The 13,818-nt window shown below is 69.2% G+C and carries 17 protein-coding genes; 7 read left to right on the top strand and 10 right to left on the bottom strand.

Annotated features, from left to right (window positions below):
• The 4 genes from BST11_RS22485 to BST11_RS22470 all read right to left on the bottom strand — a co-directional run.
• Positions 1 to 508, bottom strand: a 508-nt coding sequence (locus tag BST11_RS22485) for a C40 family peptidase (protein ID WP_083140291.1), incomplete at its 3' end; no start/stop codon positions are given.
• A 165-nt stretch (positions 509 to 673) separates the two neighbouring features.
• Entirely contained in the window at positions 674 to 1,072 is a 399-nt protein-coding gene (locus BST11_RS22480; RefSeq protein ID WP_083140290.1) for a VOC family protein, read from the bottom strand.
• 90 nt (positions 1,073 to 1,162) lie between these two features.
• The gene (locus BST11_RS22475) at positions 1,163 to 1,522 is read right to left on the bottom strand and encodes an Mtp family mycobacterial-type pilin (protein ID WP_083140284.1); all 360 of its coding nucleotides are present in this window, start codon (positions 1,520 to 1,522) and stop codon (positions 1,163 to 1,165) included.
• A 55-nt stretch (positions 1,523 to 1,577) separates the two neighbouring features.
• On the bottom strand, positions 1,578 to 2,339 hold the full coding sequence (locus tag BST11_RS22470; protein ID WP_083140282.1) for a hypothetical protein: 762 nt from the start codon (positions 2,337 to 2,339) through the stop codon (positions 1,578 to 1,580).
• Positions 2,340 to 2,525: 186 nt separating this feature from the next.
• Between BST11_RS22470 and BST11_RS22465 the strand changes: the two genes are divergently transcribed.
• Positions 2,526 to 3,128 carry a TetR/AcrR family transcriptional regulator gene (locus BST11_RS22465; RefSeq protein ID WP_083140280.1) on the top strand — a complete coding sequence of 201 codons (603 nt, stop codon included), beginning with the start codon at positions 2,526 to 2,528 and terminating at the stop codon, positions 3,126 to 3,128.
• A gap of 90 nt (positions 3,129 to 3,218) precedes the next feature.
• On the opposite strand, the gene BST11_RS22460 is transcribed toward BST11_RS22465, so the two are convergent.
• Positions 3,219 to 3,647: a hypothetical protein gene (locus BST11_RS22460; RefSeq protein WP_083140278.1), complete on the bottom strand. Its 429-nt coding sequence runs from the start codon at positions 3,645 to 3,647 to the stop codon at positions 3,219 to 3,221.
• Between the two features lie 47 nt (positions 3,648 to 3,694).
• Positions 3,695 to 4,768, bottom strand: coding sequence for a redox-regulated ATPase YchF (gene ychF, locus BST11_RS22455; protein WP_083140276.1), 1,074 nt, complete (start codon positions 4,766 to 4,768; stop codon positions 3,695 to 3,697).
• Positions 4,769 to 4,865: 97 nt separating this feature from the next.
• On the opposite strand from ychF, the gene BST11_RS22450 reads away from it, so the two are divergent.
• The gene (locus BST11_RS22450; protein WP_142276498.1) at positions 4,866 to 6,011 is read left to right on the top strand and encodes a DUF6542 domain-containing protein; all 1,146 of its coding nucleotides are present in this window, start codon (positions 4,866 to 4,868) and stop codon (positions 6,009 to 6,011) included.
• A gap of 72 nt (positions 6,012 to 6,083) precedes the next feature.
• On the opposite strand, the gene BST11_RS22445 is transcribed toward BST11_RS22450, so the two are convergent.
• Positions 6,084 to 7,082 carry a 4-hydroxy-3-methylbut-2-enyl diphosphate reductase gene (locus BST11_RS22445; protein WP_083140274.1) on the bottom strand — a complete coding sequence of 333 codons (999 nt, stop codon included), beginning with the start codon at positions 7,080 to 7,082 and terminating at the stop codon, positions 6,084 to 6,086.
• Between the two features lie 89 nt (positions 7,083 to 7,171).
• On the opposite strand from BST11_RS22445, the gene BST11_RS22440 reads away from it, so the two are divergent.
• From BST11_RS22440 to BST11_RS22425, 4 genes are all read left to right on the top strand, one after another.
• Complete coding sequence (locus BST11_RS22440) at positions 7,172 to 7,768, top strand: lipid droplet-associated protein (RefSeq protein WP_083140272.1); 597 nt, start codon at positions 7,172 to 7,174, stop codon at positions 7,766 to 7,768.
• The gene (gene xseA / locus BST11_RS22435; RefSeq protein ID WP_083140270.1) at positions 7,765 to 9,015 is read left to right on the top strand and encodes an exodeoxyribonuclease VII large subunit; all 1,251 of its coding nucleotides are present in this window, start codon (positions 7,765 to 7,767) and stop codon (positions 9,013 to 9,015) included. The genes BST11_RS22440 and xseA overlap by 4 nt, the downstream gene beginning before the upstream one ends.
• On the top strand, positions 9,005 to 9,250 hold the full coding sequence (locus BST11_RS22430) for an exodeoxyribonuclease VII small subunit (protein WP_067321363.1): 246 nt from the start codon (positions 9,005 to 9,007) through the stop codon (positions 9,248 to 9,250). The genes xseA and BST11_RS22430 overlap by 11 nt, the downstream gene beginning before the upstream one ends.
• Positions 9,251 to 9,323: 73 nt before the next feature.
• Positions 9,324 to 10,424, top strand: coding sequence for a 3-beta-hydroxysteroid dehydrogenase (locus BST11_RS22425; protein WP_083140269.1), 1,101 nt, complete (start codon positions 9,324 to 9,326; stop codon positions 10,422 to 10,424).
• On the opposite strand, the gene BST11_RS22420 is transcribed toward BST11_RS22425, so the two are convergent.
• Genes BST11_RS22420 through BST11_RS22410 form a run of 3 tightly spaced genes read right to left on the bottom strand, consistent with a single transcriptional unit; the run spans position 10,425 to position 13,468 of the window.
• Positions 10,425 to 11,966, bottom strand: a complete 1,542-nt coding sequence (locus BST11_RS22420) for a carboxylesterase/lipase family protein (RefSeq protein ID WP_083140268.1) — start codon at positions 11,964 to 11,966, stop codon at positions 10,425 to 10,427.
• 15 nt (positions 11,967 to 11,981) lie between these two features.
• Positions 11,982 to 12,779 (bottom strand): dienelactone hydrolase family protein, encoded by a 798-nt coding sequence (locus tag BST11_RS22415; protein ID WP_083140267.1) that lies wholly within the window; start codon positions 12,777 to 12,779, stop codon positions 11,982 to 11,984.
• 11 nt (positions 12,780 to 12,790) lie between these two features.
• Positions 12,791 to 13,468 carry a DUF4245 domain-containing protein gene (locus BST11_RS22410; RefSeq protein ID WP_083140265.1) on the bottom strand — a complete coding sequence of 226 codons (678 nt, stop codon included), beginning with the start codon at positions 13,466 to 13,468 and terminating at the stop codon, positions 12,791 to 12,793.
• 6 nt (positions 13,469 to 13,474) lie between these two features.
• On the opposite strand from BST11_RS22410, the gene BST11_RS22405 reads away from it, so the two are divergent.
• On the top strand, positions 13,475 to 13,777 hold the full coding sequence (locus tag BST11_RS22405; RefSeq protein WP_083140263.1) for a hypothetical protein: 303 nt from the start codon (positions 13,475 to 13,477) through the stop codon (positions 13,775 to 13,777).
• Positions 13,778 to 13,818 lie beyond the last annotated feature (41 nt).

Below are 13,818 nucleotides of genomic sequence, written 5' to 3'. Positions count from 1 at the left end.
GCGGGGCGTCCGGCGGCGCGGGGGCCGGGGCGTCGACCAAAACGGCCGGCGGCGGCGGTGGTGCGTCCGGCGGCGGGGGCGCGCCGGGCGGTGGCGGCGGGGCGGCGGGTGGCGGAGGAAGGCCGACGTCGCCTTCGGGCGGCATCGGCAGGAACATGTGGTGAGTGAATCCGGCCTGGTAGGCGCCGGGTCCACCGATGTGCACGCCGCCGCGCTCGCCGCTGGACACCGAGGTGCCGTCCGGCAGGGTGACCGCCGTGTGCCCACCGTTCCAGCCGATCACCAACGCGTTGGGCGCGGTCCCGTATTGGAAGCCCCGCGCCAACAGCGCGGCTTCCTCGTTGCCGGTGTTGAACCTGTTGCCGTAAATCGGCCGGTCGGTCGCCGCATTGGCGACCCACGAGGCCAGCCCGGAGCAATCGGTGCCCGCAGGAGAATCTCCGCCCGCGATATAAGGCGTCCCGGAAACCTGATTGATCAGAGTTACCAACGTCGCTAAAACAACCATGGCCAGGCAGGCTAGCAATAACTTTATTGACAACCAAAATATGTGGCGCGGCTCATGCACCAATTAGGCAATGACGCACACCACACTTACAGCAAATTCGTTATGCAAATGCCGCCGAGCCGGAATGTCGGCGGGCGAGTGTCCGGCGACCCCCTTGGTCGGCGGTCAGACTCCGAACTTCGCGCGGGCCGCCTCGCTGACCGGGGTGAACAGGTTGACGAGGTTTCCGTCGGGATCGCGGAACAGCAACGCGCGGTTGCCCCACGGCATGGTCGTCGGCTCCGTCACGATCTCGGCCAGGCTGGCGCGGAGCCGCTCGAATTCCGCGTCCACATCCTCGACGAGGAATTCCACGATCGCGCTGCGGTTGGAGTCCGGCTCGGCGGACCCGATTCCGAACAGCGGCACGGTTTTGTCGCTTCCGATGGCCAGTGTGCCCACGGGAGTCGGGATCTCGGCGAAAAGCTCGTTGCCCCATACCGCGGACACCCCCGTGACCGCCTCGTAGAAAGCGACGAGCCGGCCGACGTCGGCGGTGATGATGCGGGTCGAAACGAACTTCATGAAACCTCCCGGCTGGCGTGTGCGCTGCTTTGCACTGGGCATGCTAGGCACCGCCTCCGACAAGACCGGAGGGTCAAACCGCGACGCTGCTCAGACCGGGGTCCAGATCCCGTTGTTGAAGAATCCCCAAACACCCGTCGTCGGGTTCCACATCAGGTGAGCCTGAGGCGCCCACGACGGCGGAGGCGGCGCCGGCGGGGCCCACGGCGGCGGGGGTCCCCAGGGTCCCCAGCCCGCCAGGGCGCCCGGCGCGGCCGACGGCTGCCAGTCGTGGCACTGATTCCAGTCCCAGCTGTAGTTGGTGCCCCACGCCGGATCCCACTGCTGGCCCGGGCACCAGTGGGCGGCTTGGGCGGAAGGGATGACGGGCGGCGCGAAGGCGGACACGATCAGCCCGCCACTCACCAACGCCCTCGTGGGCCACCGAACCCAGCGCTTGACCGTCGCCATCTGTCAAGGATTTCCCGGGACCGCAATCCAGGCAAGTAGTGATTGCGGCCCGTACCTAGAACTTCACCGCCAGGTCCTGGCGGGCGAGCCTGCGAACGCCCCAGAAGTAGGTGACGAAGGGCATGGTGCACCACAAGAGGTTCAGGACCACGAACTTGACCCACATCTCGACCGGACTGGTCATGCTTTGCAGGTTGTTCGCGATCTCTACCCCGAAGTAGACCGCGGGCAGCGTGACCTCCACGATCATCCCGCCCATGATGAAGGACAGTTGGGTGCTCGTGAACCGCTTGCCGTTGCGGAAGAACTGCACCATCGCATACGCCTCGAAAAGTCCGACGAAGAAGGCGATCCACTCGAGAACGACGATGAGCGGGTCACCGTTGAGGTATCGGGCGTCGCCGCCGAGCAGGATGGGCGCCCACATGTACGTCCAGAGCGCACCGTGCCGCACACCGTCCCTGATCTGGTCGAAAAACAAGAGCCACGGCAATTCCCAGATGAATCGTGGGATCAGGGCGATGAAGACCCAGACGATGATCATCGCGCTGAGCCGTTCCGCCCTGGTGCGGTCACGCTGTCCGGGAAGCGGCAACCACGGCAGCGCGAGCGCGGTCAAGAAACAACCCACGACGAAGGCGACCAGCGTGGTGGACGCGACGACGTGGGAGACCCCGGCGTGAAATTCGAGATACCAGAACACGACGTGGATGACGAAGAAGAACGCCAGGACGCCGAAGAGCGACTTTTGCAGTGACGAGAGTCCGCCCTTGCCCGGTGAAGCTTGCTCGTTGTCGGCACTAATCGTCTCAGTCATGGCTTCGGCTTTCGGCGGGGCTGGTTGGCTGCACGCCAAAGCATGGCATACGCCATGTTTTGGTAGCAAGGGGCGCGCTCCCGCCACGCGCAGGTCAGCGCCCACGCGGAGACGAACGGGGAACTTCGAGCGGTGTCTTAAGCTCGATTCGATGAGGCAACGCGGTCAGCAGGGCGGAATGCGGCGGTGACCGCGGGCAGACGCACCGCTCCCCGCCGCCCGGTCACCGGTCGACAGCAGCGGGGGGACCGGACCCGAGAACTGCTGATCGACGAGACGGTTCGGTGCATTCGCGAGGAGGGCTTCTCGGCGGCCAGCGCGCGGCACATCATCGAGCGCGCCGGAATGAGTTGGGGCGTCATTCAACATCACTTCGGGGATCGGGACGGTCTGCTGACCGCGGTCATAGAAGATGCCTTGGAACGCCTCGTCGCATCGCTTGAGGCGTTGGCCGACCCGGAACGGGTGATGGACACCGAAGACTTGGTGCGGGCGACGTGGGAGGCGTTCGCCAATCCAAAGGCGATGGCAGGGTTGGAGATCCTCATCGCAACCAAGGACCTGCGTGGCGGCCTTGGCGGGCATCACATGGAACGTCTCGGGGCGGCCCTGGCGGCGCTGATCGCCCGTCTGAATACCGGGACCGACAGTGAGCACGCCGTCGCGTTGGGCATGCTGCTGTGGACCACACCGGTGGCGATGATGCTCGCCGAAATGTTCGCCACACCTCCGCTAACCACCGGCGATGCCCAGGAGGCAGTGGCCAAACTGATCGATGAACACCGGTAAGCCGCTGGGTCACCCATGGCCCGATGCCAACGACCGCACTCGCCGGACAGCTCGTACACGTTGAAGCGGAACCCCCACCGTCAGCCCGGGTTACCGCTGCCCCTCCAGGAGATGGGCGTACGGGTCCGCCTCGGCCCCAACCGATTCCGGCATCGGATAGTACGTCTTGATGAGCAGGTTGCCGTCGTCGTCCCAAGCGAACGTTTCGATGCTGTATGCCATTTGCACGTTCGGCTCGGTGCCGAAGCGGTTTTCGCACACCCACGCCATCTCGTTCCCGTTGACCTGCACCGTGATCATCTTGATCTTCAGGATCGATTGGAACATGTCGAAAGCCTCCGAAGTGGCGGCGGCGAAGCCGTGCTTCTCCTCGGTGCCCACCGGGTCGAACATGCGGACCTCACCGGGGCAGATGGTGCGCCAGGACGCCACCCACTCGTCCTTCCTGCCCTGATTCCACAGCTCGGCGTGTTTGGACGCGTGCGCCAAACGAGCCTGACGGCTCGGAACCTTGCTCATGTCAGCACCAACTCAAGGATCGACGTCTTTGACCGCTGACCAGATGTCTACACGTTGAACCGGAACTCCACCACGTCGTCATCGGCCATGACGTAGTCCTTGCCCTCCATGCGGACCTTGCCGGCCGCCTTGGCCGCCGCCATGGACCCGGCGGCGATCAGGTCGTCGTAGGACACGACCTCGGCCTTGATGAAGCCCTTCTCGAAGTCGCTGTGGATCACCCCGGCGGCCTTGGGCGCGGTGTCGCCCTGGTGAATCACCCACGCCCGCGCCTCCTTGGGGCCCGCGGTCAGGAAGGTCTGCAGCTTGAGCGTGTGAAAGCCCGCGCGGGCCAGCGCGTCGAGGCCGCGCTCGGTCTGCCCGATCGACTCCAGCAGCTCGGCGGCCGACTCGTCGTCGAGCTCGACCAACTCGGATTCGATGGCCGCGTCCAAAAACACCGCGTCGGCGGGCGCCACGAGCTGGCGCAGCTCGGCGACGCGCGCCGCATCGGTGAGCACCGCCTCGTCGGCGTTGAAGACGTACAGAAACGGTTTGGTGGTAAGGAGATTGAGCTCCTTCAACAATGAAGCGTCCACCCCCGCGGCGAACAGCGTCGTCCCGCCGTCCAGGGTTTCCCGCGCGGCCGACGCGGCCTCGAACGCCGGGCGGCGCTCCTTGTTGGTCCGCGCCTCCTTCTCCAGCCGCGGCAATGCGCGTTCGAGGGTCTGCAGGTCGGCCAGGATCAGCTCGGTCTCGACGACCTCGATGTCGGACTTGGGGTCCACCTGCCCGGCGACATGCGTCACGTCGTCGTCGGAGAACACCCGCACCACCTGGCAGATGGCGTCGCATTCGCGGATGTGGGCCAAGAACTTGTTGCCCAGCCCGGCTCCCTCGGACGCCCCCTTGACCAGGCCGGCGATGTCGACGAACGTGACCGGCGCGGGCACGATGCGCTCGGATCCGAAAAGCTCGGCGAGCTTGTCCAGCCGCGGGTCGGGCAGCGAAACCACGCCCTCGTTCGGCTCGATCGTCGCGAACGGGTAGTTGGCCGCCACCACGTTGTTCCGGGTCAGCGCGTTGAACAGCGTCGACTTGCCGACGTTCGGCAGGCCCACGATTCCCAGGCTCAGGCTCACGGGGACCCAAGTCTAGAGCTCGCCGCGGGCGAGGCACGCCCGCGGCCTCTACGAGGTCTTTACCGGCGTTTGGCCGCATTCCCGGTACGGTCTACATGTGTCAGCAGAGCGGGCAAGATCGGCGGTCGAGGCCGGCCACCGCTCGATCCACCCCAACATCCCGGGCGTGCCGTGGTACGCAGCCCTGCTTTTGGCCGTGACCGCGACCGCGGTCGGCTACGGGATCGACGCCGGCCACAAGGAGCTCACCCACGTCTTCGCGGGCTTCTACATAGCCGGCTGCGTGGCCGCGGTGCTGGCGGTGCGCCAGGACGGCGTCTTCACCGCGATCATCCAGCCCCCGCTGATCCTGTTCGCCGCCGTGCCGGGCGCCTACTGGATGTTCCACGGCCGCAAGATCGGCAACCTCAAGGACCTCCTGATCAACTGCGGCTATCCGCTCATCGAGCGCTTCCCGCTGATGCTGGGCACCGCCGGCGGCGTGCTGCTGCTCGGCCTGGTGCGCTGGTACTTCGGGGCGTCATCCCGCGCGGCGGCCGCCACCGACGCCGGCGAAGACGGCGCGACGACGGGTGCGCGGTCGTTCGTCGGTGGCGTCGCGGCGAAACTGAGTGCGCTGCTGGGCTTTTCGTCGCCCGAGGACGACGCCGACGGGGGCCCCTCGGCCGGCACGAAGCGGACGCGCCCGACCGAGCGTTCCCGGAAGTCCGGTTCCCGGACCGAACGTGCCCGTGGCGGCAGGTCCACCGCGGGCACCAGCCGGACGCATGCCCGCCGCGCGCGCCCGCCGCTGGACGACGACGGTGCGCCGCGCCGCCGAGCCCGCGACGCCGACCCCGCCGACGCTCCCAGGCCCCGCCGCCGCCCCAGGGCGCAGGGCGATCCCGACCCTCGCCAGCGGTCGCGCGAAACCCGGCGCGAGCCTCGCACCCGCCGCAATCCGTACGACCGGCCCTACGACGGGCCGCCGCCGCGCACCGGCCGCTTCGATAGCTACGACCAGTTAGAAAGGCCCTTTGAACGGCCGTATGACCGGCCCTACGACAGGCCCTACGACAGGCCCTATGACGCTCCGTACGAGCCCCGGCGGCGCCGCCCCGCGCCCAGCGCGAACGGCTCCGGCACGACGCACCACCCGATCTCCCAGGTGCGCTACCGCGGGTCGGGTCCGCGCGACGAGCCCCGGGGCCGTTCCCGGGCGCCGCGCGGTTTCCCGGCCGAGTCCTGGGAGTACGAGGGCTAACGGGGCGAGAAGACACAGAATCGCACTGCTGGCACGATTTTCGTGCGATTCTCCGTCTGCTCGCGAGGGCACCTAGAGCGCCGACCGGATCTCTCGGGGCAGCGCGAACACCAGCGTCTCCTGGGCCGTCGTCACCGGCTGCACCACGTCGAACCCGCATTCGGCGAGCCGCTCGAGCACGCCGCGCACCAGGACCTCGGGGACCGACGCGCCCGAGGTGACGCCCACCGTCGTGACGCCCTCGAGCCACGCCGGGTCGATGTCGTCGGCCCAGTCGACCAGGTGGGCGGTCGCGGCGCCGCCGCCGAGCGCCACCTCGACCAACCGCATCGAGTTCGACGAGTTGCGCGAGCCGACCACGATGACCAGCTCGCACTCGGGCGCCATCGCCTTGACCGCGACCTGCCGGTTCTGCGTCGCATAACAGATGTCGTCGCTGGGCGGGTCCTGCAGCTTGGGGAAGCGTTGCCGCAGCCGCTCGACGATCTCCATCGTCTCGTCGACCGACAGCGTGGTCTGTGACAGCCAGACCACCTTGTCCTCGTCGCGGACCCGCACGTGGTCCACGGCGGCGACGCCGTCGACCAGCTGCACGTGCTCGGGCGCCTCCCCGGCGGTGCCGATGACCTCCTCGTGGCCCTCGTGGCCGATGAGCAGGATGTCGTAGTCGTTGCGGGCGAACCGCCTTGCCTCGTTGTGCACCTTGGTCACCAACGGGCAGGTGGCGTCGATGGTGTGCAGGTTGCGCTCGGCGGCCGCGGCGTGCACCGACGGTGCGACGCCGTGCGCGGAAAACACCACGATGGCCCCCTCGGGGACCTCGTCGGTCTCCTGGACGAACACCGCGCCGGCCCGTTCCAGGGTGTCGACCACGTGGCGGTTGTGCACGATCTCGTGTCGCACGTAGACGGGGGCGCCGTGCTTTTCCAGGGCGCGCTCCACCGTTTCGACGGCCCGGTCCACACCCGCGCAGTAGCCACGCGGCTCGGCCAAAAGCACGCGCTTGCGGGCCGGGTCGGCGGCTACTGATCTTGATGCGCCGGGAATTCCCATGTCGACAGTCGGCGGCATGACACTCAGGGTACGTTCCGCCCGGCCGGCGCCGCCAACTCGCGCGGGCCGGCTTGGAGTTAGCCGCCGGTTGAGGCAGTCTTGGACCCATGGCCTCTGCACCGTATGGAGTTCGGCTGCTGGTCGGCGCGGCGACAGTCGCTGTCGAGGAGACGATCAAACTGCCGAAGACCATCCTGATGTACCCGATGACCCTGGCCAGCCAGGCGGCGCACGTGGTGATGCGTTTTCAGCAGAGCCTGGCCGAGTTGGTGATCAAGGGCGACAGCACGCTGGAGTCGATTTTTCCGCCCAAGGACGAAAAACCGGAGTGGGCCACCTTCGACGAGGACCTGGCCATCGACGACGGGGCGAACGGTGCCGCGCTACCCGACGGTGCCGACGGCGACCGCCGGGCGGAGGGGCGGTTCGCGCTGTACTCGGTCGCCGACGCACACGAGGACGCCGGCGCGCTGGCCAAGCCCGCCAAGCAGTCGAAGAAGTCCGCCGGCGAGAAGGTGCCCCAACCGGCGATCGTGGCCGAACTCGACTACGCCACGCTGACGCTGGCCCAGCTGCGGGCCCGGCTGCAGTCGCTGAGCGTCGACGAGCTCGAGGAGCTGCTGGCCTACGAGCAGGCCACCAAGGCCCGCGCGCCGTTCCAGACGCTGCTCGCCAACAGGATCACCCGCGCGAACGCGAAGTGACCCCAGCGGCCGATCCCGAACCGAACTCCGCCGAGAACCCGTTTCCGGTGCGCGCGGTGGCGATCCGCGTCGCGGGCTGGATCGACAGGCTGGGCACCGTCTGGGTCGAGGGGCAGCTCGCGCAAATCACGATGCGCCCCGACGCCAAGACCGTGTTCATGGTGCTGCGCGACCCGGCCGCCGACATGTCGCTGACCGTGACGTGCTCGCGCGACCTGGTGGCCAACGCGCCGGTGAAACTCGCCGAAGGCACCCAGGTCGTGGTGTGCGGCAAGCCGACGTTCTACACCGGCCGGGGCACATTCTCGTTGCGGCTCAGCGAGATTCGCGCGGTCGGCGTCGGTGAGCTGCTGGCACGCATCGACCGGCTGCGCCGACTACTGGATGCCGAGGGGCTGTTCGACCCGCGACTCAAGCGCCCAATCCCCTTCCTGCCCAAAACGATCGGGCTGATCACCGGCCGGGCGAGCGCCGCCGAGCGCGACGTGACGACGGTGGCGGGCGCGCGCTGGCCCGGGGTGCGTTTCGCCGTGCGCAACACCGCGGTGCAGGGGCCGAACGCGGTCGCGCAGATCGTCGAGGCGCTGCGCGCGCTCGACCGCGACAGCGAGGTCGACGTGATCGTGGTGGCCCGCGGCGGCGGCACCGTCGAAGACCTGCTGCCGTTCTCCGACGAGACCCTGTGCCGCGCGATCGCGGCGTGCCGCACGCCGGTGGTCAGCGCGGTCGGCCACGAACCCGACAACCCGCTGTGCGACCTGGTCGCCGACCTGCGCGCCGCGACGCCCACCGACGCCGCCAAGAAGCTCGTGCCCGACGCGGCCGCCGAGCAGCGGCTGATCGTCGACCTGCGCCGGCGCGGCGCCCACGCGCTGCGCAGCTGGGTGTCCCGCGAGCAGCGCCACCTGGCCCAGCTGCGCAGCCGACCCGTGCTGGCCGAACCGCTGGCGGCGCTGTCCGCGCGCGCCGACGAAATCCACCGCGCGCGCTCGGCGGTGCGCCGCGACATCCGGCGCCTGGTCGCCGCGGAGACCGACCGCGTCGGCCACCTGGGCGCGCGGCTGGCCACGCTGGGCCCCGCGGCCACCCTGGCCCGCGGCTACGCCGTGGTGCAGGCGATTCCCGACGCCGGAAACCCGGCGGTGTTGCGCTCCGTCGGCGACGCCCCGGCGGGCACCCGGCTGCGGGTGCGGGTGGCCGACGGCGCCGTGGCGGCGGTGAGCGAGGGACCGACCGATGGCCGCTAGGGACGACGAACAGGCCCCCTCGATTACACCCATTAGTCAGCTCGGCTATGAAGCTTGCCGCGACGAGCTGATCGAAGTCGTGCGGGCGTTGGAGCAGGGCGGGCTGGACCTGGATGCGTCGCTGAAACTGTGGGAAAGGGGCGAACAACTCGCAAAACGATGCGAGGAGCACTTAGCTGGCGCCCGTCAGCGGGTGGAGGATGCGCTGGCGGCGGGAGAGCCCGAGGAGGGCTGACCGCAAGCCGCACAGCGAAACGCACCCGAAATTGGCTCTCAAAATTGGAACACGTTTTAGTTATGCTTCCCGGATGGGTGATGCATCACTGACAACCGAACTCGGCCGCGTCCTGGTCACCGGCGGCTCGGGGTTCGTCGGCGCCAACCTGGTGACCACCTTGCTCGACCGCGGACACCGGGTGCGTTCCTTCGACCGCGCCCCCTCGCCGCTGCCCGAACACCCCCAGCTCGAGGTGCTCCAGGGCGACATCACCGACGCGGCGGTCTGCGCCGCGGCGGTCGACGGCATCGACACGGTGTTCCACACCGCCGCGATCATCGAGCTGATGGGCGGCGCGTCGGTGACCGACGAATACCGTCAGCGCAGCTTCGCCGTCAACGTCGGCGGCACCGAGAACCTGGTGCACGCGGGGCAGGCGGCCGGGGTGAAGCGGTTCGTCTACACCTCGTCCAACAGCGTGGTCATGGGCGGGCAGAACATCGCCGGCGGCGACGAGACGCTGCCCTACACCGACCGGTTCAACGATCTCTACACCGAGACCAAGGTGGTCGCCGAGCGATTCGTGTTGGCGCAGAACGGGGTCGGCGACATGCTGACGTGCGCGATCCGGCCCAGCGGGATCTGGGGCCGCGGTGACCAGACGATGTTCCGCAAGCTGTTCGAAAGCGTGATCGCCGGACACGTCAAGGTGCTGATCGGGCGCAAGTCGGCCCGGCTGGATAACTCCTACGTGCACAACCTGATACATGGATTCATCCTGGCCGCCCAGCACCTGGTCCCCGGCGGGACGGCGCCCGGCCAGGCGTACTTCATCAACGACGCCGAGCCGATCAACATGTTCGAGTTCGCGCGCCCGGTGATCGAGGCGTGCGGCGAGAACTGGCCGCGCGTCCGGGTCAACGGCCCGCTGGTTCGCGCGGCGATGACGGGTTGGCAGCGCATGCATTTCCGGTTCGGGATCCCGGCGCCACTGCTGGAGCCGCTGGCCGTCGAGCGGCTCTATCTGGACAACTACTTCTCGATCGACAAGGCGCGGCGCGACCTCGGCTACGAGCCCTTGTTCACCACCGAGAAGGCGATGTCGGAGTGCGTGTCGTATTACGTGGACTTGTTCCAGCAGATGAAAAGCGAGGCCCCCGAGGCCAATCAGGCGGTCAGCGGCGCGGGCTAGCTAACGGAAGCTCACCATCTCATCGCCCCACGCGGCGCGGATGTGCGCGTCGACGTAGCCGCTGACGGTGTCGCGCTTGTCGATGAGCAGGCAGGCGCGATCGGATTTCCGGTAGGGCGTCCAGACCGGCTCACCGGCCAGGCCCACGGGTTCCCCGCCGGTGGCGAAGTTGGTCCACCTGGTGCGCACCCTCTTCGAGACGGCCCTGGCGGTGCGGGCGCCGCCGAGCCGCAGCGTGGGGTCCCCCGGCGCCCCGAGATTGCCCCAGACGTAGGGCAATTCGGTGGCGTGCGCGGGTCCGACCAGCAGCGCCTTGAGCATCGGGGTCGCGTAGTCGAACCGGTACAGGTAGACCGGGGCCACCCTGCTGTGGCCCTCGGACAGCCACACCGAGGGCATCCGGAACCCGACGTCGGTCGCGATGCGCAAAACCCTTGCCCTGCGGCCCATTCGGGAATAGGCCGACACGATCTGCTCCTGGGTGGGCAGTCGCAGGTCGGGCTGTTCGGCCGCGATCTGGGTGAACATCGACGTGATCGCGCGCGGGGTGATCGGCATCAGCGGCGAGCGCATCAGCCGGAACAGCGCCGCCTCGCGCCTGTTGGTGCCGATGATCAGCGGTACGGGGTGGGAGCGGCCGGCCTGGGCGACCTTCACCGGGTAGTCCTGCAGCAGGTCGCCGTCGACGATCGGCACGAACGCGAGCGTGCCGGGGTTGCTGACGGGGACCTCGTCGAAGACCTGCTGGGTCGCTTTCACGAGCGCGGCGATCGGCGCGCCGACCAGCCGGTCGGCGTCCGACGGGGCGATGGCCAGCTTGTCCAGGAAGCTCGCGGCGACGCGACGGGCCCGGTCCCTGTCGTAAACCGATGTGGCCGGCGCACTTTGGGCGATCGCGCCGGCGAACAGGCCCTCGGCCGCCGGGACTGCCAGCAGCGTGGTGACGATCCCGGCGCCGGCGGATTCACCGAACACCGTGACCCTGCGGGGATCCCCGCCGAACGCGGCGATGTTGTCGCGCACCCAGCGCAGTGCCGCCAGCACGTCGTGCAACCCGATATTGGAGTCGAAGCGGTGCCGCGCGGTGCCCAACGACGACAGGTCGAGGAAGCCCAGCGCGCCGAGCCGGTAGTTGACCGTCACCACGACCACCCCGGCACCGGCCAGCCGGCGGCCGTCGTAGAGCGCCTGGCTGGCGGATCCCAGCACGTAGGCGCCGCCGTGCAGCCACACCATCACCGGTTTGCCGTCACCGGGCGCGGCGCTCGCCGGCGCCCAGACGTTCAGTCGCAGGCAGTCTTCGTCCTGCGCCGCGCACAGATCGAGCGGCATGTTGGGAAACGTCGGTTGCGGGCAGGCGGGCCCGAAGGAGGTGGCGTCGGCGACCCCGGTCCACCGCTCCGGCGGCTCGGGCACCCGGAAGCGCAGGTCGCCGACGGGCGGGGCGGCGTACGGAATCCCTTTCCACACCGCGATGTCGCCGTGATCGGTGCCCCGGACGGGACCGAAGGTGGTTTCGACCACCCGCGTGCCGGTCGCCATGCCTGTCGATCTTCCCTAACTCAGACGCTGGGCCAGGAATTCGACTACCCGTTTGCGGGCCTCGTAAGCGGGATGTCCGTCGACCTCCCGGACCTCGTCGGTGAGCACGGAATGCGCGCCCTTGGCGAAACCGCCCGCATTGCCCGGCCCCGAGTCGATTTCGATCACCTCGAACGCGTCGCCGAGGCGCTCCTTGAGCGCCGCGAACCGTTCGCGCGGCACGACGTTGTCCTCGCTGAACCGCAGGCCCATCGCGCACAGGCCGTCGTTGGCGCAGCGATCGGCCACCGCGGCCAGCTCGGGCTCGCTCAGCCCCGGATCGACGCGTCGCGCACGGCCCAACGGCAGGGGCACCGACGGCTGGCTGAGCACCGGCGCCAGCACGCTGTCGTCGACCGCGGCGGCCAGCGCGAAGCCCCCGGTGAAGCACTGGCCGATGACGCCGACGCCCCTGCCCGGCGTCGACGCGTTGAGGTCGCGCGCGAGCGCGCGCAAGAACATCGACACCGGCCGCTGCTTGTTGGTGGCGAACGCCGCGAATTCCCTTGCCACGCAGGCCCGTGCGATCGACGTCAGGATGTAGCCGCCCGTCTTCGCCCTGCCCGGGGTGCCGAACAGCGACGGGATGGCCACCGTGAAGCCGTTGTCCACCAGGTGGTTACCCAGGGCCAGCACGCCGGGATGGATGCCGGGGATCTCCGGGATCAACACCACCCCCGGGCCGCTGCCCTTGCGGTAGACGTCGTGGGTGTAGCCGTCACCGGCGAACGGCGCCACCGACCATCCGGAGAGGTCTGCCTCGGGTGCGGTCACGTGCCTTCCCTTCAGCCTGCGGGTAGGGGCGGCTGCGATTGCGTCGCCGCCGCCAGCGTACGGAACTGGTCGGTGCTGCCCGCACCGGTGATCGCGATTTGGGTGGCTCCGGCGGGGCCGGACAGCCGGGTCGTCCATACCGGCTCGGCGGAGGCGCCCGAGGCGCCGCTCTGCGCGGAACCGCGGTAGACGACCCAGTTGATGCCGTCGACGTCCGCGGTTCCGGTCGGATAGGCCGATTTGTGGATCGAGGCGACCAGCTTGTCCTCGTCGGCGTTGCTCTGGGTCAGGCTCAGGTACCTGCCCGTCGGGCTCAGGTAGCCGACGGTGGAGGTGGCCGCGTGGAGGCGCTGCCCGGTCGACGGGTCGGTCCGGCCGTTCTCGATGCCGCCGCGGCCGCCGGAGTTGGGCTGCCAGCCGGCGGGCAACCGCGGCTGCCGGATGGGGAAGCCCAGCGCCTGGGCGTCCGCGCGCAGGGCCGCCGCCGCGTCGTAGGAGGGCGCCACCCCCTTCTCGGTCCCGACCGGCTGAAACGAGCACATCCCGACCAGCCCGGCCAGCAGGATGCAGCCGGCCACCAGGGGGATGAGCGACCAGAACATGTCGCGCCCGTCCTGCAGCAACCGGGGCTTGGCCGGCTTCGGAGCGGGCCCGGCCGTCGGCTCTGGCGGTGTCGTCACGGTCCTCATTATCCGGTGCCGTCCCGACGCCGCCGAACCGCGCGGCACGAACGCGACGTCCGGGCCCCCGCGGCCCCTCCCCCGGACCCGTCCAGCGAGCTCGCGCGCAGCTGGTCCGCGACGGGCTCGCCCACCGGGTCGGTGGCGACCATCGCGGATCCGCGCATCGGCGCGGTGGTGGCCCGCGCCGAGGGCCAGAGCTTCTACCTGCGGGTGCTGGCCGGGGTGTGCGAGGCCACCATCGGCTCGGTGCGCCGGCTCGCCGAGACGACGATGTACCTGGAGGGCTTGATGCCATCCGGGCCCGCTAGCTCCTAAACCCCGTTCCGGCGCGTCGATCCCCCTCTGGGACAATCAGC

This window comes from Mycobacterium alsense (assembly GCF_002086635.1).
GTDB lineage: Bacteria > Actinomycetota > Actinomycetes > Mycobacteriales > Mycobacteriaceae > Mycobacterium > Mycobacterium alsense.
This window is presented reverse-complemented; position numbering and strand designations above follow the sequence as displayed.